Origin of the sequence: Streptomyces sp. NPDC102360 (genome assembly GCF_044766085.1) — a bacterium.
GTDB lineage: Bacteria > Actinomycetota > Actinomycetes > Streptomycetales > Streptomycetaceae > Streptomyces.
Genome location: NZ_JBIWLG010000002.1, coordinates 475802 through 495638, shown reverse-complemented (window position 1 = coordinate 495638; position 19837 = coordinate 475802). Strand labels below are relative to the sequence as shown.

General features: G+C 69.4%; 15 protein-coding genes. 5 read left to right on the top strand and 10 right to left on the bottom strand.

The window, feature by feature from the left end; translation table 11 throughout:
- Window positions 1-19: 19 nt before the first annotated feature.
- The 9 genes from pssA to ACIRHA_RS11665 all read right to left on the bottom strand — a co-directional run bounded on the left by pssA (window position 20) and on the right by ACIRHA_RS11665 (window position 10986).
- Entirely contained in the window at window positions 20-802 is a 783-nt protein-coding gene (pssA, locus tag ACIRHA_RS11705) for a CDP-diacylglycerol--serine O-phosphatidyltransferase (protein ID WP_403844445.1), read from the bottom strand.
- 52 nt (window positions 803-854) lie between these two features.
- Window positions 855-1511 (bottom strand): phosphatidylserine decarboxylase, encoded by a 657-nt coding sequence (locus ACIRHA_RS11700; RefSeq protein WP_399239085.1) that lies wholly within the window; start codon window positions 1509-1511, stop codon window positions 855-857.
- Between the two features lie 194 nt (window positions 1512-1705).
- A complete protein-coding gene (locus ACIRHA_RS11695) occupies window positions 1706-2911 on the bottom strand; it encodes an acyl-CoA dehydrogenase family protein (protein WP_403843241.1) in 1206 nt (401 codons plus the stop codon).
- A 2-nt stretch (window positions 2912-2913) separates the two neighbouring features.
- Entirely contained in the window at window positions 2914-3426 is a 513-nt protein-coding gene (locus ACIRHA_RS11690) for a MaoC family dehydratase (RefSeq protein WP_403843238.1), read from the bottom strand.
- A 7-nt stretch (window positions 3427-3433) separates the two neighbouring features.
- Complete coding sequence (locus tag ACIRHA_RS11685; protein WP_403843236.1) at window positions 3434-4399, bottom strand: HpcH/HpaI aldolase/citrate lyase family protein; 966 nt, start codon at window positions 4397-4399, stop codon at window positions 3434-3436.
- Window positions 4396-6444, bottom strand: coding sequence for a protein meaA (locus ACIRHA_RS11680; RefSeq protein ID WP_403843234.1), 2049 nt, complete (start codon window positions 6442-6444; stop codon window positions 4396-4398). The genes ACIRHA_RS11685 and ACIRHA_RS11680 overlap by 4 nt, the downstream gene beginning before the upstream one ends.
- A gap of 32 nt (window positions 6445-6476) precedes the next feature.
- A complete protein-coding gene (gene ccrA, locus ACIRHA_RS11675; RefSeq protein WP_403843232.1) occupies window positions 6477-7814 on the bottom strand; it encodes a crotonyl-CoA carboxylase/reductase in 1338 nt (445 codons plus the stop codon).
- 471 nt (window positions 7815-8285) lie between these two features.
- Entirely contained in the window at window positions 8286-9110 is an 825-nt protein-coding gene (locus ACIRHA_RS11670; protein ID WP_403843230.1) for a TetR family transcriptional regulator, read from the bottom strand.
- An 85-nt stretch (window positions 9111-9195) separates the two neighbouring features.
- On the bottom strand, window positions 9196-10986 hold the full coding sequence (locus tag ACIRHA_RS11665) for a 3-hydroxyacyl-CoA dehydrogenase family protein (RefSeq protein ID WP_403843227.1): 1791 nt from the start codon (window positions 10984-10986) through the stop codon (window positions 9196-9198).
- A gap of 320 nt (window positions 10987-11306) precedes the next feature.
- On the opposite strand from ACIRHA_RS11665, the gene ACIRHA_RS11660 reads away from it, so the two are divergent.
- Window positions 11307-11879 carry an adenylosuccinate lyase gene (locus ACIRHA_RS11660; protein WP_403843225.1) on the top strand — a complete coding sequence of 191 codons (573 nt, stop codon included), beginning with the start codon at window positions 11307-11309 and terminating at the stop codon, window positions 11877-11879.
- A gap of 25 nt (window positions 11880-11904) precedes the next feature.
- Here the strand turns inward: ACIRHA_RS11660 and ACIRHA_RS11655 are convergent, their stop codons facing one another.
- Window positions 11905-12945 (bottom strand): Rv2578c family radical SAM protein, encoded by a 1041-nt coding sequence (locus tag ACIRHA_RS11655; protein WP_403843222.1) that lies wholly within the window; start codon window positions 12943-12945, stop codon window positions 11905-11907.
- Window positions 12946-13129: 184 nt separating this feature from the next.
- Between ACIRHA_RS11655 and ACIRHA_RS11650 the strand changes: the two genes are divergently transcribed.
- From ACIRHA_RS11650 to ACIRHA_RS11635, 4 genes are all read left to right on the top strand, one after another.
- Window positions 13130-13573, top strand: coding sequence for an SRPBCC family protein (locus ACIRHA_RS11650; protein ID WP_403843219.1), 444 nt, complete (start codon window positions 13130-13132; stop codon window positions 13571-13573).
- Window positions 13574-13780: 207 nt separating this feature from the next.
- Complete coding sequence (locus ACIRHA_RS11645; RefSeq protein WP_403843216.1) at window positions 13781-16177, top strand: MFS transporter; 2397 nt, start codon at window positions 13781-13783, stop codon at window positions 16175-16177.
- 346 nt (window positions 16178-16523) lie between these two features.
- Window positions 16524-18905: a SpoIIE family protein phosphatase gene (locus ACIRHA_RS11640; protein WP_403843213.1), complete on the top strand. Its 2382-nt coding sequence runs from the start codon at window positions 16524-16526 to the stop codon at window positions 18903-18905.
- 85 nt (window positions 18906-18990) lie between these two features.
- Window positions 18991-19716 carry a class I SAM-dependent methyltransferase gene (locus ACIRHA_RS11635; RefSeq protein ID WP_403843211.1) on the top strand — a complete coding sequence of 242 codons (726 nt, stop codon included), beginning with the start codon at window positions 18991-18993 and terminating at the stop codon, window positions 19714-19716.
- Window positions 19717-19837 lie beyond the last annotated feature (121 nt).

Genomic DNA, 19837 nt, shown 5'->3' with positions numbered 1-19837 from the left:
GCCCACACGTTCCGCCGGGCTACGGCAACTGCGCGGCCCGCGCCTCACGCCGGTTGTCCCGGAAATTGTTCACACGACGAGCCGTCGCGAACAACGGGATGACCGCGCCCAGGACCACCTGAAGCGTGCAGCCCATCGCGAGAAGCAGCTGCCCGCCGGGCGCGTCGAACGCCCACGCCGCCAGGAGCCCCATGCTCGCCACGATCCACCCCAGCATCGCCACGGCGAGCCGCCCCCGCGGCTTCGGGTACTCGACACGGCTCACCATGAGCCACGCCGTACCGATGATCGCGAGGAGCGTCGCCACGAAGGGCAGCTCGAGCAGCACGATCGAGACGACGGTCAGCGCGCCAAACGGCGACGGCATCCCCTGGAACGTGCCGTCCTTCACGGTCACGCACGAGAACCGCGCAAGCCTCAGCACCACCGCCAGCAGCACAACGATCGCGCCCACCGCCGCGACTCTCTGGTGTGCGTCGTCGGCGACCATCCCGTACACGAGCACGAAGTAAGCGGGCGCCAGACCGAAGCTGATCAGGTCCGACAGGTTGTCCAGCTCCGCGCCCATGGGCGAGGACCGCAGCTTGCGCGCCACCAGACCGTCGAACAGGTCGAAGATCGCGGCGGCGAGCATCAGGATCACGGCGGTCGCGGCGGAGTGCCGCGCCATGCCGGAGTCCGAGCTGCCCTGGATGTGCGGGATCAGGATCCCGGTCGTCGTGAAGTAGACGGCCATGAAGCCGCACGTGGCGTTGCCCAGCGTGAGGGTGTCCGCTATCGACAGGCGGAGGGACAGCGGCATCTCCTCCGCGTCGTCCGCCACGTCGTCGTCGGCCCAGGCCGGAGTCTCGTGGTCAGTCACGGTCAATTCGGGTCACCCCAGCCACCGTCTTCTGGCCGACCTCGACGTCGGCCTCGACGCCCTCAGGGAGGTAGATGTCGACACGCGAACCGAAGCGGATCAGGCCGATCCGCTCGCCCTGCTCGACCTTCGTGCCCTGGGGGATGTAGGGCACGATGCGGCGGGCGACGGCGCCGGCGATCTGGACCATCTCGATGTCACCGAGCTCGGTGTCGAAGTGCCACACCACCCGCTCGTTGTTCTCGCTCTCCTTGTTGAAGGCGGGAACGAAACCACCGGGGATGTGCTCGACCGACGTGACCGTGCCCGCGAGGGGAGCGCGGTTCACGTGCACGTTCAGCGGGCTCATGAAGATCGCGACGCGGGTGCGCCCGTCCTTCCACGGCATGATGCTCTGCACCACACCGTCGGCCGGGGAGATGACCCGGCCATCGGCGATCTCGCGCTCGGGGTCGCGGAAGAACCACAGCATGCCGGCCGCCAGAGCGGTGGTCGGGACGGCGAGTGCTGCTGCCTTCTTGGAGCGACGCGAGCGCGCCAGGCTGAGGGCAGCCGTGGCGACGGTCGGGAGAAGCCACGGCGAGGCTCCGCGCGCAAGACGTCCCTTGAGGACGCCGTCGCGTGGTGCAGAGATTTGGCTGTGGGGCATGGATGACCTTCGTAGCGGATGAGGCCGCGCAGTTTACGGGGGGACGGCGGCTTTTCCGGGGATGCTATCGGTTGCGAGCCACAACTGGGCAAGCCAGGAAGCCACATCGGACGGTAGGCGTCCCCCGGAGCGCGCCTACGGGGTGTGATCTTCTTCGCGAAGAAACACCCCGTAAACGGACATCTGGCCCAGGATCAGCCTTGGGATCGATACTCCTCGAGGAGTCGACGACCAATGATCATTTTCTGGATCTCGGCGGTACCTTCGCCGATCAGCAGCATCGGTGCCTCGCGGTAGAGGCGCTCGATCTCGTACTCCTTGGAGAAGCCGTAGCCGCCGTGGATCCGGAACGCGTCCTCGACGACTTCCTTGCAGTACTCGGAGGCCAGGTACTTGGCCATCCCTGCTTCGAGGTCGTTACGTTCCCCTGAGTCCTTTTTGCGTGCTGCATTGACCATCATCGCATGGGCGGCCTCGACCTTGGTGGCCATCTCGGCCAACTTGAACTGGATCGCCTGGTGCTGCGCGATGGGCTTTCCGAAAGTGTGCCGTTGCTGCGCGTAATCGACACCCAGTTCAAATGCACGCTGTGCGACGCCGCAGCCACGCGCGGCGACATTCACGCGGCCGACTTCCACCCCGTCCATCATTTGGTAAAAGCCCCGGCCGGTCTCCCCGCCCAGTACGCGATTGGCCGGAATGCGCAGGTCATCCATGATGAGTTCGGTCGTGTCGACGCCCTTGTACCCCATCTTGTCGATCTTTCCGGGGATGGTCAGGCCCGGACGGACTTCACCGAAGCCCGGTTCCTTCTCCACGAGGAAGGTCGTCATCGACTTGTGGGGTGCGGAGCCCTCCGGGTGACCTTCATCACTTCGCGTGAGAACCGCCACGAGCGTTGACGAACCGCCGTTCGTCAGCCACATCTTCTGGCCGTTCAGAAGGTAACTGTCGCCGTCCTTAACCGCCTTTGACGTGATGGCCGACACGTCGGAGCCAAGTCCCGGTTCGGACATGGAGAATGCGCCGCGCACCTCGCCGAGCGCCATGCGGGGCAGGAAGTGGTCCTTCTGCTCCTGTGTCCCGTGTTGCTTGAGCATGTAGGCGACGATGAAGTGGGTGTTGATGATGCCGGAGACCGACATCCAGCCGCGCGCTATCTCCTCCACGCACAGCGCGTAGGTGAGCAGCGACTCGCCCAGGCCCCCGTACTCCTCGGGAATCATGAGCCCGAACAGGCCCAACTCCTTGAGCCCGTCGACGATCTCTTGCGGGTACTCGTCCCGGTGCTCGAGTTCGGTCGCGACCGGGAGGATCTCTTTGTCGACGAAGTCCCTGACGGTGGACAGAATTTCCTGCTGTACGTCGGTGAGACCGGCGGTCTGGGCGAGTCGTGCCATGGCTACTTCTCCTGCGACTTGAGGGACGGGCGGCCGGGCTGTTCGCCGCCGCGCTCCTTGATGTACGTCTCGGTGGGCACCATCACCTTGCGGCGGAAGACGCAGACGAGCGTGCCGTCCTGCTTGTAGCCCTTGGTCTCCACGTAGACGATGCCCCGGTCCGATTTCGACTTGGACGGAGTCTTGTCCAGGACCGTCGTCTCGCCGTAGATGGTGTCGCCGTGGAAGGTCGGCGCCACGTGCTTGAGCGACTCGACCTCCAGATTGGCGATCGCCTTGCCCGACACGTCCGGCACGGACATCCCGAGGAGGAGCGAGTAGATGTAGTTCCCGACGACGACGTTCTTGCCGAAGTCCGTCGTCTTCTCCGCATAGTTCGAGTCCATGTGGAGCGGGTGGTGGTTCATCGTCAGGAGGCAGAAGAGATGGTCGTCGTACTCGGTGACCGTCTTTCCGGGCCAGTGCTTGTAGACGTCCCCGACGGTGAACTCTTCGTAAGTGCGGCCGAACTGCATGATGTCGCTACGCCTCCGGGATCTCGAACTTGGACGTGCGCTGCATGCCGGCCGCGCGTCCCTTCCCGGAGATGACGAGCGCCATCTTCCGGCTGGCCTCGTCGATCATCTCGTCGCCGAGCATCGCCGAGCCCTTCTTGCCGCCGGCCTCGGACGTGCAGTAGTCGTACGCGTCCAGGATCAGCTCGGCGTGGTCGTAGTCCTCCTGGGAGGGCGAGAAGACCTCGTTGGCGGCCTCGACCTGGCCGGGGTGCAGGACCCACTTGCCGTCGAAGCCGAGCGCTGCGGCACGCCCCGCGACCTCGCGGAAGCCGTCGACGTTCTTGATCTGGAGGTACGGGCCGTCGATCGCCTGGAGGTCGTTGGCGCGGGCCGCCATCAGGATCTTCATCAGGATGTAGTGGTACGCGTCGGCGCCGTAGCCGGGCGGCTGCTCGCCGACGACCAGGGACTTCATGTTGATGGAGGCCATGAAGTCGGCCGGGCCGAAGATGATGGTCTCGGTGCGCGGCGAGGCCTCGGCGATCGCGTTGACGTTGTTGAGGCCCTGCGCGTTCTCGATCTGCGCCTCGATGCCGATCTTCCCGACCTCGAAGCCCATCGTCTTCTCGATCTGCGTGAGCAGGAGGTCGAGCGCGACGACCTGTTCGGCGCTCTGCACCTTCGGCAGCATGATGCAGTCGAGGTTCTGGCCCGCGCCCTCGACGACGGTCACGACGTCCCGGTACGTCCACTCGGTCGTCCAGTCGTTGACCCGCACGACGCGCGTCTTGCCCGTCCAGTCGCCCTCGTTGAGGAACTTGACGATGGTGTGCCGGGCCTCCGGCTTGGCGAGTGGCGCGCAGGCGTCCTCCAGGTCGAGGAAGACCTGGTCGGCGTCGAGGCCCTGGGCCTTCTCCAGGAAGCGCGGGTTCGAGCCGGGCACGGCCAGACACGAACGGCGCGGGCGAAGGCGGTTGACAGGCGCGGTCATGCGGGGACCTCCAGTGGGTCGAGGTGGTTCGCTGTGCGGATCTCGTCGACGATACGGCCGATGATCTCCGTGATGCCGAAGTCCTTGGGGGTGAAGACGGCGGCCACACCCGCCCGCTTCAGGTCCTCGGCGTCGGCGTTGGGGATGATGCCGCCGACGATCACGGGGATGTCGGTGGCGCCCGCCTCACGGAGGCGGGCGAGCACGTCGGGCACGAGCTCGGCGTGCGAGCCGGACAGGATCGACAGGCCGACGCAGTGCACGTCCTCGGCGAGCGCGGCGGACACGATCTGGTCGGGCGTGAGCCGGATGCCCTGGTAGACCACCTCGAACCCGGCGTCGCGGGCCCGTACGGCGATCTGCTCGGCGCCGTTGGAGTGCCCGTCGAGGCCCGGCTTGCCGACCAGCAGGCGGAGCTTGCCGCCCAGTTCGTCACCGGTGCGGCGGACCTTCTCGCGGACCTCCGCGAGCGGCGTGCCCTCCTCGGCGGTGACCGCGACCGGCGCCGACGAGACGCCCGTGGGGGCGCGGAACTCGCCGAACACCTCGCGCAGCGCCGCCGCCCACTCGCCGGTCGTGACGCCGGCGCGGGCGCATTCGAGGGTGGCCTCCATGAGGTTCTCCGTACCCGCCGCGGCCTCCTTGAGGCGGTCGAGCGCCTGCCCGGTGGTCGGGTAGTGGAACGGATCGCCCATGCCCTGCCGGTCGGAGGACTCCTCACGCGTCGTGCGCCAGTCGCCGATGGCGCCGACGACCCTGGCCTCGACGTCGTGGTCCACCGTCATGATCGCGGTGTCCAGGTCGGCGGTGAGCGGGTTCGGCTCGGTGCCCTCGTAGCAGTTGACGCCGACGATCTTCTCCTGGCCGGCCTCGATCTTGGCCCGGCGCTCGGCGTGCGAGGAGACGAGCTGCGACTTGAGGTAGCCGGACTCGACGGCGGCCATGGCGCCGCCCATCTCCTGGATCCGGTCGATCTCGGCGAAGGACTCGGCGACCAGCTCGTCGACCTTCTTCTCGATGACGTGCGAGCCCGCGAAGATGTCCTCGTACTCCAACAGGTCGCTCTCGTGGGCGAGGACCTGCTGGATGCGCAGGGACCACTGCTGGTCCCAGGGCCGGGGGAGGCCCAACGCCTCGTTCCAGGCCGGGAGTTGGACGGCGCGGGCGCGCGCGTCCTTGGAGAGCGTCACGGCCAGCATCTCGAGGACGATCCGCTGGACGTTGTTCTCCGGCTGGGCCTCGGTGAGGCCGAGCGAGTTGACCTGCACCCCGTAGCGGAAGCGGCGCTGCTTCGCGTTCTCGATGCCGTACCGCTCGCGCGTGATCTGGTCCCAGATCCGCCCGAACGCCCGCATCTTGCACATCTCCTCGATGAACCGGACTCCCGCGTTCACGAAGAAGGAGATGCGGGCCACGACGTCCCCGAACTTCTCCTCGGGGACCTGCCCTGAGTCGCGTACGGCATCGAGAACCGCGATGGCGGTGGACATCGCGTAGGCGATCTCCTGGACCGGAGTGGCCCCCGCCTCCTGGAGGTGGTAGCTGCAGATGTTGATCGGGTTCCACTTCGGCATGTTGGCGACCGTGTACGTGATCATGTCGGTCGTGAGCCGGAGCGAGGGGCCCGGCGGGAACACGTGCGTGCCCCGCGACAGGTACTCCTTGACGATGTCGTTCTGCGTCGTTCCCTGGAGTGCCGCGATGTCCGCGCCCTGCTCCTCCGCGACGACCTGGTAGAGCGCCAGGGTCCACATGGCGGTGGCGTTGATGGTCATCGAGGTGTTCATCTGCTCCAGGGGGATGTCCTGGAACAGCCGCCGCATGTCACCGAGGTGGGACACCGGGACGCCGACGCGGCCGACCTCACCCCGCGCGAGGATGTGGTCGGGGTCGTACCCGGTCTGGGTCGGCAGGTCGAAGGCGACCGACAGACCCGTCTGCCCCTTGGCGAGGTTGTTCCGGTACAGCTCGTTGGACGCCTCGGCCGTGGAGTGACCGGCGTACGTGCGCATCAGCCACGGCCGGTCCTTCTGACGCTCAGTCATCTGCACTGTCTCCTACGGGAGTTCAGAAGGTCTCAGACGTTCCGGAACCGGTTGATGGCGTCGATGTGCTGCGCCCGCTTCTCGTGGTCGCGCACGCCGAGGCCCTCCTCGGGGGCGAGCGCGAGGACGCCGACCTTGCCCTGGTGGCGGTTCTGGTGCACGTCGAAGGCGGCCTGCCCGGTGTCCTCCAGCGAGTAGACCTTCGACAGCGTCGGGTGGATCTTGCCCTTGGCGATCAGGCGGTTCGCCTCCCACGCCTCGCGGTAGTTGGCGAAGTGCGAGCCGATGATGCGCTTCAGCGACATCCACAGGTAGCGGTTGTCGTACTCGTGGTTGTAGCCGGAGGTCGAGGCGCAGGTGACGATGGTGCCGCCCTTGCGCGTGACGTAGACGGAGGCGCCGAAGGTCTCGCGGCCGGGGTGCTCGAAGACGATGTCGACGTCCTCGCCACCGGTGAGTTCACGGATCCGCTTGCCGAACCGCTTCCACTCGCGCGGGTCCTGGTTGTGCTCGTCCTTCCAGAACTTGTAGCCCTCGGCGTTGCGGTCGATGACCGCCTCGGCGCCCATGGCCCGGCAGATGTCGGCCTTCTCGGGGGAGGAGACGACACAGATGGGGTTGGCGCCGCCGGCGAGCGCGAACTGCGTGGCGTACGAGCCGAGTCCGCCGCTCGCGCCCCAGATGAGGACGTTGTCGCCCTGCTTCATGCCGGCGCCGTTGCGGGACACCAACTGCCGGTACGCGGTGGAGTTCACGAGGCCGGGAGCGGCGGCCTCCTCCCAGCTGAGGTGGTCCGGCTTCGGCATCAGCTGGTTGGACTTCACGAGCGCGATCTCGGCGAGGCCGCCGAAGTTGGTCTCGAAGCCCCAGATGCGCTGCTCGGGGTCGAGCATCGTGTCGTTGTGGCCGTCGCTCGACTCCAGCTCGACGGAGAGGCAGTGTGCGACGACCTCGTCGCCCGGGTGCCAGGCGTTGACGCCGGGACCGGTGCGCAGCACGACGCCCGCGAGGTCGGAGCCGATGATGTGGTACGGCAGATCGTGACGCTTCGTCAGTTCGCTCAACTTGCCGTAGCGCTCCAGGAATCCGAAGGTCGCCATCGGCTCGAAGATCGAGGTCCAGACGGAGTTGTAGTTGACCGAGGAGGCCATCACGGCGACGAGTGCCTCGCCGGGGCCGAGCTCGGGGACCGGGACGTCGTCCAGGTGGATGGATTTGCGCGGGTCCTTGTCGCGGGTGCTGAGCCCGGCGAACATCTCCGTCTCGTCCTTGTGCACGGTGATCGCGCGGTACGAGTCGGGGAGCGGCAGGGCGGCGAAGTCGGCAGACGTGGCGGTCTGCGACTGAATCGCGTCCAGGATGTCCTTCACGGTGGTGCCTCCGGCGGTGAGCGATTGAGGGGGATCGCTGAGTCGGGATGTGGCTGCTGATGTTTTGGAGAAGTGCCGTCGGTTCGGCGGGGTGGTGCTGTGGCAGCGCTTGGTGTGGCGCGGAAGGTTGCCTGTGACGCAGGCGTCCGGGCGCGCGAATCACGGTCGTGCGTGCCTCGCGGGGACAGCCCTCGCACGGAAGTTTTCTGTGCGCCGGCCACCCGGACACCTTCAACGTATGGCACGCCGTGACGCCTGGCAAGGCACTGCGTGCCATTAGTTTCGCTCAGCTGGAACATTTGCTGTTCAGGTGAGCGATGATCGATCAGGCGAGGTCAGGGGCGGGTTTCCGGGTCCTGGAAAGATCGATGATCGATCGCCGCGGTCGCCAGTGGACTGGAAGGGGTACGCAAAAGGCGCCCCACCTGGCACGCAGTGCCAGGTGGGGCGCCTTCGAGGGGGTCGGCCCCGCTACCGGTTCTTGAGCGCCTCTTCGATCGTGCGCATGACCTCCGGCAGCGGCGCGTCCGTGCGAGCCACCGTCACCAGGACCTCGCCGTTCTGCGAGACCTGGGCGGGGGCCGAGGGTGCGGCCGGGGTGCGGCCGGCGCCGATGCCGGTGCCGAACGTGCGGCGCACGATCGCGAAGGCGTGGTCGAGCTGGGTCTCGACGTCGCCCTGGCCGTCCGCCCGCAGCCAGCGCCGCAGCACGTGATTGTGGGCGGTGACGACGGCGGACGCGGCGACCTCGGCGAGCAACGGGTCGTCGTTGCCGTCGTGGTGCGCCTGTTCGTCGAAGTGGCCGAGGAGGTAGCGGGTGAAGAGCCGCTCGTAGCGGGCCACCGAGGCGATCTCGGCCTCGCGCAGCGTCGGTACCTCGCGGGTCAGCTGGTAGCGCGCGACGGACACCGCGGGCTGCGCGGCGTACATCTTCATGACTTCCTTGATGCCCCGGCACACCGTGTCCAGCGGGTGTTCCAGGGGCGGCGCCGCGTTCAGGACGGCCTCCGCGCGCACCAGGGTGTCGTCGTGGTCCGGGAAGATCGCCTCTTCCTTGGAGCGGAAGTGGCGGAAGAACGTGCGCCGGGCGACCCCGGCGGTCGCCGCGATCTCGTCGACCGTCGTCGCTTCGTACCCCTTCGTGGCGAAGAGCTCCATCGCCGCGGCCGCGAGCTCACGGCGCATCTTGAGCCGCTGGGCGGCGGCCCGATTGCCGGCGGCGCTCTCCGGGGCGTCGGGCGTGGCGGAGGTACGAGTGGACTGGTCGGCCTTGGACATGACCCGAACGTACTGCATGTACGTGCCCGGTGGTGCCCCGGTCAGCGGGCCGCCCGACTCCCCGAGCAACCCGCCCCAACCGCTTTCGGCCTCCCCGGACGAATCAGCGCTTGGCATATTCGCGGAAACCACGGCCCGTCTTGCGGCCGAGGCAGCCCGCGGCCACCAGGTGCTCCAGGAGCGGAGCGGGGGCGAGGCCCGGGTCGCGGAACTCGCGGTGCAGCACCTGCTCGATGGCGAGGGAGACGTCCAGGCCGACCACGTCGAGCAGTTCGAACGGGCCCATCGGGTAGCCGCCGCCGAGCTTCATGGCGGCGTCGATGTCGTCGAGCGAGGCGTAGTGCTCCTGCACCATCTTGATCGCGTTGTTCAGGTACGGGAAGAGCAGCGCGTTCACGATGAACCCGGCACGGTCACCGCAGTCCACGGGGTGCTTGCGGACCTTCGTCGTCAGCGCGCGGACGGTGGCGTGCACCTCGTCGGAGGTGAGCACCGTGCGCACGACCTCGACCAGCTTCATGGCGGGCGCCGGGTTGAAGAAGTGCATCCCGATGACGTCCTGCGGGCGCGAGGTGGCGCGGGCGCAGGCGACGACGGGCAGCGAGGAGGTCGTCGTCGCGAGGATCGCGCCGGGCTTGCAGACCTTGTCGAACGTCGCGAACAGCTGCCGCTTCACGTCCAGGTCCTCGGCGACGGCCTCAAGGGCCAGGTCGACCTCGGCGAACGCGTCGTAGGAACCGGCGGGGGAGATGTGCGCGAGCGTCGCCTCGGCGTTCTCGGCGGTCATCCGGCCCTTGTCGACGGAGCGCCGAAGCGACTTGGCGATACGGGACTTGGCCGCCTCCGCCTTCTCCTCGCTGCGGGCCGCGAGCACCACGTCGTACCCGGCCTTCGCGAACACCTCGGCGATCCCGGAGGCCATCGTTCCCGAGCCCGCGACGCCGACGGAGCGGACGGTGCGGCCGGGGCCCGTGAGGCTGTCGCTGAGCGGCGTGAGGGCGTCGCGCACGACGACCGAACTGCCCGGCGCCTCGTACGTGTAGAAGCCGCGGCCCGCCTTGCGCCCGGTCAGACCGGCCTCGCTGAGCTGCTTGAGGATCGGGGCGGGGGCGTGCAGCCGGTCGTGCGACTCGGCGTACATGGCGTCGAGGACGGTACGCGCCGTGTCGACGCCGATCAGGTCGAGCAGCGCGAGCGGGCCCATCGGCAGTCCGCAGCCCAGCTTCATCGCGGCGTCGATGTCCTCGCGCGAGGCGTACTTGGCCTCGTACATGGCGGCGGCCTGGTTGAGGTAGCCGAAGAGCAGCCCGTCGGCGACGAAGCCGGGCCGGTCGCCGACCGCCACCGGGTCCTTGCCCAGCTCGATGGCGAGATCGGTGACGGTCGCGACGGCGGCCGGCGCGGTGAGCACGCTGGAGACCACCTCGACGAGCTTCATCGCGGGCGCCGGGTTGAAGAAGTGCAGGCCGAGGACGCGCTCGGGCCGCGCCGTGTCGGCGGCAAGCCGGGTCACCGAGAGCGCGTTGGTGCCGGTCGCGAGGACGGTGTCGGGGCGCACGACGGCGTCGAGTTCACGGAAGATCTGCTGCTTGATCTCGTACGACTCCGGGACGACCTCGATCACCAGGTCGGCCTCGGCCGCGGCCTGCAGGTCCGTGAACGTACGGAAGCGGGCCAGCAGGTCGGCGCGCTGCTGCTCGGTGAGGTGCTCGCGGCGCACCGCACGCGCCGTCGAGGCCTCCAGGGACGCCACGGCCTGGGCGGTGGCGGACTCGCTGATGTCGATGCCGACGACCTCGCGCCCGGCACGCGCCAGGACCTCGGCGATGCCGGTGCCCATCGTGCCGAGGCCGACGACGGCCACAGTTGAGATACGGGACAGGGGAGCGTCCATCTGGGAACTCCAGAAGATGAGGGTGAGGACTGCTGCGACTGATCCGCCGCACGCGCGCGATCAACGGGCGCGAGAAGTGCGGGCGTTGAATCGAACCGGCGGGCCCTGTCCCGGGGCCTGGCCGTACTGCGGTACACACGGGTACCGAACCGACTGACACTCACGACGGCTGCGTCACCAGGCCGCCGCGAGCGGTGCTGCGGGAAGTATGCCCCGCTCACCTGAGCTTAACCAGCGAGTAACGAGCGCGCCAGCCCCCACTGTTGAAAGGTCGCTGTGATCTACGTCGCCGCAGGCCGTGCGCGTCTACCCTCGACGTCATGGACGAAGAGTCGCGAACGGTAACGGAACGCATCCGGAAGGAATCCGGTGGAACGCCCGCGTTCGAGCAGCTGGCCGCCACCCACGACAGGGATGAGCTGGCGGCGGTGCTCACCGCGCCGCAGCAGCCGCTGTGGGCGCGGGAACTGGCGGCGTACCGGCTCGGCATGGCGGGCGACGGCCGCGCCTTCGAATCCCTCGTCCTGCTGCTCAACCACCGTGACCCGCAGCGCTGCGCCGCGGCGGCGCGGGCGCTGGCCGCGCTCGGCGACCCGCGCACGGCGCGGGCGGCCGCGGCCCTGGCGACGAACGAGCTCCGTGTCGCCTACGCCCTGCACTCCGTCCGCCTCCTCACCCAGCTCCGGGCCCCGGAGTCGGCCCCGGCCCTGATCGCCACGCTCCGTCGCCGCCTCGTCCCGCACGACCCGTACCGGAAGGTGGCCCTCGCCTGTGTCGAGGGCCTCGGCAGCCTCGCCGATCCGCGGGCCCGCGAGGTACTGAAGGAGGCGGCCAAGCACCAGCGCCTCGCGATGGCGGCGGAGGCGGCGCTGGCGAGACTCCCGCGGGGGTGAGCCGACCCGCGGGCGCGGGAAAGCTTCACAACAAGGTCAGTTGGGTGGGTGCCTCCGGGGCCGGCGCCTCCTCGCGCGCGGGGATGCGGCGGGGCGCGGCCGACCGGGAGGGGCCGATGCCGAACTCCTCGGCCAGTTCGTGGACCTGGCGGGTCACGCGGCGCTGGTACCACTTCGGGGCGTAGGAGCCCTCCGCGTACAGCCGCTCGTAGCGCCGCACGAGGTACGGGTGGTGCTGCGCCAGCCACCCCATGAACCACTCGCGGGCGCCGGGGCGCAGATGCAGCACCAGCGGGGTCACGGACGTCGCGCCCGCCTGGGCGATGGCACGGACCGTCGCCCGCAGCTGGTCGGGGTGGTCGCCCAGGAAGGGGATCACCGGGGCCATCAGGACCCCGCAGCCGATCCCCGCGTCGGTGAGGGCGCGTACGACATCGAGGCGGCGCTCGGGTGCGGGCGTGCCCGGCTCGACGGTGCGCCACAGCTCCTGGTCCACGAAGCCGACCGAGACCGAGATCCCGACGTCCGTCACCTCGGCCGCCTGGCGCAGGACCGGCAGGTCGCGCAGGATCAGCGTGCCCTTGGTGAGGATCGAGAACGGGTTCGCGTAGTCGCGCAGCGCCTCGATGATGCCGGGCATCAACTGGTAGCGCCCTTCGGCCCGTTGATAGCAGTCGACGTTCGTGCCCATCGCGATGTGTTCACCGTGCCAGCGCCGCGAGGCGAGGTGGTGGCGCAGCAGCTGCGGCGCGTTCGTCTTCACCACGATCTGGCTGTCGAAGCCGAGTCCGGTGTCGAGGTCCAGATAGCGGTGGGTGTTGCGGGCGAAGCAGTAGACACACGCGTGCGTGCAGCCCCGGTACGGGTTGACGGTCCACTCGAACGGCATCCGGGACGCCCCCGGCACCCGGTTCACGATCGACCGGGCCCGGATCTCGTGGAACGTCACCCCGCGGAATTCCGGGGTGTCGAACGTGCGGCTCACCACCGCGTCCGCGCCGAACAGCGCGGCGTCCCGGGGTCGCCCGTGGTCGACGGGCTCGTCCGTGAGGTTCTCCCAGCGCATGACGCCTCCTCGGTAGCACTGACCACAGAATAGAACACATGTTCCCTTGATCGTGCGAACCTCGTCGGTTCGGGGTCGGGCCCCGATTTGGGCGGCCGGTACGGAGGGTGGTTGTCTTGACACCGCCCCAGGGCCGGTCGTCGCCCAGGCGGTCCCTGAAGAACCGATTGCTGGAGGAAGTGTCATGGCGCAGGTCGAGGCCACTACGGAACGTGTCGTCGCCGCGAAGCCGGACGACGTCTTCGACGCCCTCGCCGACTACAGCGGCACGCGCGCGAAGATGCTGCCCGAGCACTTCAGCGAGTACGAGGTGCGCGAGGGCGGCGACGGCGAGGGCACGCTCGTGCACTGGAAGCTCCAGGCCACCAGCAAGCGCGTGCGCGACTGCCTGCTCGACGTGACCGAGCCGACCGAGGGCGAGCTCGTCGAGAAGGACCGCAACTCCTCCATGGTCACGACGTGGCGCGTCACGCCGGCTGGCGACGGCCAGTCCCGCGTCACCGTCACGAGCGCCTGGAACGGTGCGGGCGGCATCGGCGGCTTCTTCGAGAAGACCTTCGCCCCCAAGGGCCTCGGCCGCATCTACGACGCCGTGCTCGCGGGGCTCGCGACCGAAGTCGAGAAGTGACCGGCGCGCGCGGGCAGTTGTGACGCTCGCGCACTGATTCACCGCTCACCGTTTCGAGTGGTTCTCGTTCTGCCCCCGTTGTACGCCGTAGGGCTCCTACCGGCGGATACGTCGATCCGGCCCACCTGAACAGCGACTCGTCTCGCTTGCCCCCAGTTGTCGCGTAATGCGAGAAATGGCGCGCAAGGGTGACGAGGGGAGCTGCAGGTGGGCACGGTGACACTGGTGACCGATCCGGTCGGGGATCCGGTGGCCCCGCCCGACCTCCCGCCGGATCCGCAACGGCCCGCGGAGCCCGCCGAGTTGCCCGGCCACGGGCTCAGCCCGCGCCGCGTGCGCATGGTCTTCGTCGGCCTGATGCTGGCACTGCTGCTCGCCGCCCTTGAGCAGATGATCGTCGCCACCGCGCTGCCCCGGATCGTCGGCGAACTGCACGGCCTGGACAAGATGTCCTGGGCGATCACCGCCTACCTGCTGACCTCCACCATCGGCCTGCCGATCTACGGAAAGCTCGGCGACCTCTTCGGGCGCAAGGGCGTCTTCCAGTTCGCGATCGTCGTGTTCATCATCGGCTCCGCGCTCGCGGGCCGGGCCCAGACGATGGACCAGCTCATCGCGTTCCGCGCCCTTCAGGGCGTCGGCGCGGGCGGACTCATGATCGGCGTGCAGGCGATCATCGGCGACATCGTGCCGCCACGCGAACGCGGCCGCTACATGGGCCTGATCGGCGCCGCGTTCGGCCTCGCCTCGGTCGCGGGCCCGCTGCTCGGCGGCTACTTCACCGACCACCTCTCCTGGCGCTGGTGCTTCTACATCAACGTCCCGTTCGGCCTGCTCACTCTCGCGGTGACGGCCGTCGTCCTCAAGCTCCCGAAGCCCACGAAGAAGGCCCGACTCGACGTCCTCGGAGCCCTGTTGCTGGCAGCGGCCTCCACCTGCCTCGTCCTGCTGACCAGTTGGGGCGGCACAGAGTACGAGTGGGGCGACCGCGTCATCATCGGGCTCGGTGCGGGCGCCCTCGCCTCGACGCTCCTCTTCCTCCTCGCCGAGAAGTTCGCCGCCGAACCCCTCATCCCGCTACGGCTGTTCCGCGACTCGGTGTTCAACGTCAGCGGGCTCGTCGGCATGGTCGTGGGTGTCGCACTGTTCGGCGCGGCGAGCTATCTGCCGACGTTCCTCCAGATGGTCGACGGGGCGTCGGCGACCGAGTCGGGCCTGCTGATGCTCCCCATGATGGGCGGAGTGGTCTTCGCCTCGATCATCTCCGGCCAACTCATCAGCCACACCGGCCGCTACAAGCTGTACCCGATCCTCGGCGGCGCGCTCTCGACGGCGGGCATGTACCTCCTCTCCCGCCTCGAAGTCGACACCCCCCGCCTCGAATACAGCGTCTACATGGTGGTGTTGGGCGCGGGCATCGGACTGATCATGCCGGTACTCGTGCTCGCCGTGCAGAACTCCGTACGCGCATCGGACCTCGGCACCGCCACCAGCGCCAACAACTACTTCCGGCAGATCGGCGGCAGCGTGGGCGCCGCGATCTTCGGCACGCTCTTCGCGGACCGGCTCGCCGACTCCCTCGCCGACCGGGCCACCGGCGGCGGGGACGTGCCCGACGCCGAGTCCATCACCCCGCAGCTCGTGCACGCGATGCCCGCGGCGCTGCGCACCCCGTACATCGAGGCGTACGCCGACGCGATGCCCCGGATCTTCCTCTACCTGGTGCCGGTCCTCGTCCTGGGCCTGCTCCTCGCCTTCTTCCTCAAGGAGACACCCCTCTTGTCCAGTTCAGCCGGCTCCGAGACCCATGTCATTCCCTCGCAGGAGCGCTCCACCGCGTACGCCGCCGGGGTCCCGGTCTGCGGGACCGTACGGCACTCCGACGGCACGCCGGTGCCGCGCGCCGCGCTCACCCTCATCGACGTGTCCGGCTCCCAGATCGGCCGCGGCGCGACCGGCGACGACGGCCGCTACGCGCTCGCGACGCCGGGCACGGGTTCGTACGTCCTGATCGCGGCGGCCGGCGGTCACCAGCCGCAGGCCGTGACGGTCACGGTCGGCGAGCGCCCGGTGGACCTGGACGTGGTCCTCGGAGGTGCGGGACGCCTGGCGGGTTCGGTGCTCACGGCCGACGGAACGCCCGTCCGCGAAGCGATCGTCACGCTGACGAACGTGCACGGCGAAGTGGTGTCGACGACCCGCTCCGGCCGCGAAGGCGGCTACGTCATCGCGGAGTTGGTGGCCGGCGAGTACACCCTGGCCGCCAGCGCCCCGGCGTTCCGGCCGGCCGCGCTGCCGGTGACGGTGATGGCCTCCCGTGAGACCCGCCAGGACGTGGAGTTGGCGGGCGGCGCGATGCTGCGGGGGACGGTGCGGGCGGGTGGCGGCCGGCCGGTGGAGGACGCGAGGGTGACGCTGCTCGATGTCGCGGGCAACGTGGTGGACACGCTGACGACGGGGCCGGACGGCACGTTCCGCTTCGTGGACCTGGCCTCCGGCGAGTACACGGTGATCGCCGCGGGTTACCCGCCGGTGGCCACGGTCCTCCAGGTGACCGGCGGCGCCCGCACGGACCGCGACCTCCAACTGGGCCACGAGGACTGACCGGTGCCGGGGCCGGTGGTTTTCGTTGCGCCGCACGGTGACCTTCGAGCTGCGCCGTGATCGACGCCGAGGGTCCTGGTTGCGCGGCACCGTGGCGCCGCCTTGCCCACCCTGCCGCCCAAGGCGGCAGATTGCCCAAGGCGGCGACGGCCGGGTGAGCAAATCAAGCCCCTGCGGCGATTGAGCAGCGGGGTCCGGGGCGGAGCCCCGTGGCGTGGGGGCGGTCGGGCGTAAGTCAAGGGGCGCATCGCAATTACCGCCAAGAAGCCCCCCGCCAACCGGCGGAGCCGTACCGTGGAAAGAGGCGCCGCCCACCCCCGGCGCACCGGAGGAAAGGAACGCGGTGATGAACGGTACCGGTCAAGCCCCGCAGGGCCGCGTCCCGCTCGCCGTCGTGCTGGTCGACCACGCGGGCCGCGTCTCGCACTGGAGCAGCGGCGCCCGCCGCCTCTTCGGCCCACCCAAGGAGGACGCGGTGGGCCGCCCCGCCGCCGACCTGCTGCCGGTATCCGGCGCCCTCCCCCAAGAGGGCCCCGCGCCGCACGACTTGGAGGAATCGCTCGGCGGACAGCTGTCCTACCCGGCCGCCGGCCGCGCCCGCCTCGACACCAGCGCGGTGCCCCGCGACCGCATCGACGTCCTGTGGTGGGCGTACCCCCTGGTGGGCCCGGGTCCCGAGCGCCTGCTCGTACTCGCCGCGGACGCCCGCGGACTGACCGGCGAAGAGGGGCCGCAGGTGGAGCGGATAGCCCCCGCCTTCGCGCTCCACACGGACTTCCCGGCCGCCGACGAACTCGCCCGCAAGCTCCCCGAGATCCTGCCGAGCATGAGCGTCTCCGAGAGCGCCCGGATCGTGTCACAGGTACTCGAACTCGGCTACCCGGTCCTGGAGTTCAGCCAGCACGACCGGGTCCCCGTCACCGCGGACTGGGGCGTGTCAAGGCGCACCGAGCGCAAGGCGCGCCGAGCGGAGGCCGCCCGCGCCACGACCCTCGGCGTACCGCCCCCACGCGCACCCCTGGACGACGCCGACACCGCAGAGGACCTCGAATACGCGGCCGTGCGCGACCGCCTCGAATTCCTCAACGAGGTGAGCGGCCGCATCGGTTCGTCCCTTGACCTCTCCCGCACCATCGTCGAGGTCAGCCGCGCCGTCGTGCCACGCTTCACCGACGTGGCAGGCACGTATCTGCGTGAACAGGTCGTCGCGGGCGAGGGCTTCCCCGAGGGCGCGCCCGACGCCACCACGATGTGGCACCGCGTCGCCCTGGAACACACCGACGAACCGGGCCGCTGGGACGATGTCGTACCGGTCGGCGAGTCCATGCCGTTCCCGGTGCACACCCCGTTCTTCCAGTGCATGACCAGCGGCGACCCGGTCCTCGTGCCGTACATCTCGGAGGAGATGGGCAACGCGATCGCGTCGCAGTTCGAGAAGCGGGACATCCGGCCGCTGATCAACCACCGGTCGATGCTGGTCGTGCCCCTGAAGGCGCGCAACGTCGTGCTCGGTTTCATGATCCTGCTGCGCCATCAGGAGCGGCAGGTCTTCAACGACATGGACCGTGTGACCGGCGCCGAACTCGCCGCGCGGGCCGGCCTCGTACTCGACAACGCGCGCATGTACACCTACCAGGAGGCCGTCGCCGAGACGCTCCAGGACAGCATGCTGCCGCAGATCGAGCCGCACATGCCGGGCTGCGACATCGCCACCCGCTATCTGCCGGGCACGCTGCTCGGGCGGGTCGGTGGTGACTGGTTCGACTCCATCAAACTGCCGGGCGCCCGTACCGCGCTCGTCGTCGGTGACGTGATGGGGCACGGGCTCAACTCGGCCGCGATGATGGGCCAGTTGCGGACGGCCGTGCAGACGATGGCGGCGCTCGACCTGCCGCCCGCCCAACTCCTGCGCAATCTCGACGACTTGGCGCAGCGGCTCGGCGACAACTACCTCGCGACGTGCCTGTACGCCGTCTACGACCCCATCGTCGGCGAACTGCACCTCGCCAACGCCGGGCACATCCCGCCCGTGCTCGTGCGCGCCGCCGACGGCGGCAGCGAACTGCTCGAACTGCCCACGGGCGCGCCGATCGGCGTCGGCGGCGTGCCCTTCGAGTCCGTACGCGTCCCGGTCGCGCCCGGCGACCGCCTGGTGATGTGCACGGACGGCCTGGTCGAGGTGCGGGGCGAGGACATCGGTGTGGGACTCGCGACGCTCTGCGAGTCCGCCGCCCACCCGGCCGCCTCCATGGACGACGCCTGCGACACCATCATCCGCTCGCTGGCCACGAAGGGCGGCCGCAAGGACGACGTGGCGCTGCTGCTCGCGCGGCTCAACGGGTTCGAGGCGGACGACGTCGCGCACTGGACCTTCGCCCCGGAGCCCGCGGAGGTGCCACGCGCGCGTGGTCTCGTACGGGAGCGGCTCGGGCGCTGGGGCCTGCGGGGGATCTCGGACTCCGCGGAACTGATCGTGAGCGAACTCGTCACCAACGCCGTCTGCCATGCGCCCGGTGGTCCGGTCCAGCTGCGTCTGGTGCGTTCCGGGACGCTGCTGTGCGAGGTCGAGGACACCGAGCACGCGCTGCCGACGCTGCTGAACGCGGGCCCTGGCGACGAGTTCGGCCGGGGCCTGCGCGTGGTGGCGCGGCTCTCGCGCGCGTGGGGCACGAGCCGCACCGCGACGGGAAAGACCGTGTGGTTCGAACTTTCCGCGTCGTCTCGGTGAAGGTGCGTACGGCGTGCTTGTGGGGCGTGTCCCGGAGCGGTAGACCGATCTGACACTTCGGCTGCCGCACCTTGGGGAGGGTTCCATGAGCGTGAGCGAGCGCTACAAGGAAGCGTGGGAGAGCTTCTGGGAGGACGCCTCGCCCGAGCCGGGCGGCGTCTTCTGGGACGCCGAGCCCGCGCTGACGGCGGGGCTCCATCTCGCCCTGTTCGAACCGGAGTTGGCGGCTCCCGGCCTCCCCATGGTGGACCTCGGGTGCGGCAACGGCACACAGACCCGCTTCCTCGCCGACCGCTACCCCAGAGTGGTCGGCGCCGATCTGTCGGCCGCCGCCCTCGGCCGGGCCCGCGAGGCCGATCCGGCGGGACAGGCCGACTACCGGGAGCTCGACGCCACCGACAACGACCAAATGGGCTCTCTGCACGCCGAGTTGGGCGACGTCAACGTCTATATGCGGGGTGTGCTGCACCAGAGCGAGACCGCCGACCGGCAGCTGCTCGTCGACGCGATCGCGGCGCTCGTCGGCGAGCGCGGGCGCGGCTTCGTGGTCGAGCTGTCGGAGCGGGCGCGGCCGATCCTGGAGGCGCTCGCGGCGGGCCCGTCCGGGCCGCCGCCCAAACTGGGCGAGGTGTTCTCGCACGGCATCGCACCCGGCGAGGTCTCGGACGAGGTGGTGCCCGAGTACGTCGCGTCGGCGGGCCTCTCGGTACTCGCCGCGGGGGAGCTGCCGCTCATGACAACGGATTTCTCGGCCGACGGCGGCCGTATCGAGCTGCCGTCGACATGGTTGGTGGTGGGCCGGTCGGACTAATTCGGTACACCGCCGCACCGCGCTGACGAGCGGGAACTCCTCTCAACGGGTGGGAAATTGGTCTACACCACTGAGAGTTATCCACAGGCCTGGTGCGGCTCGGCCGGATCCGCGTACGGTT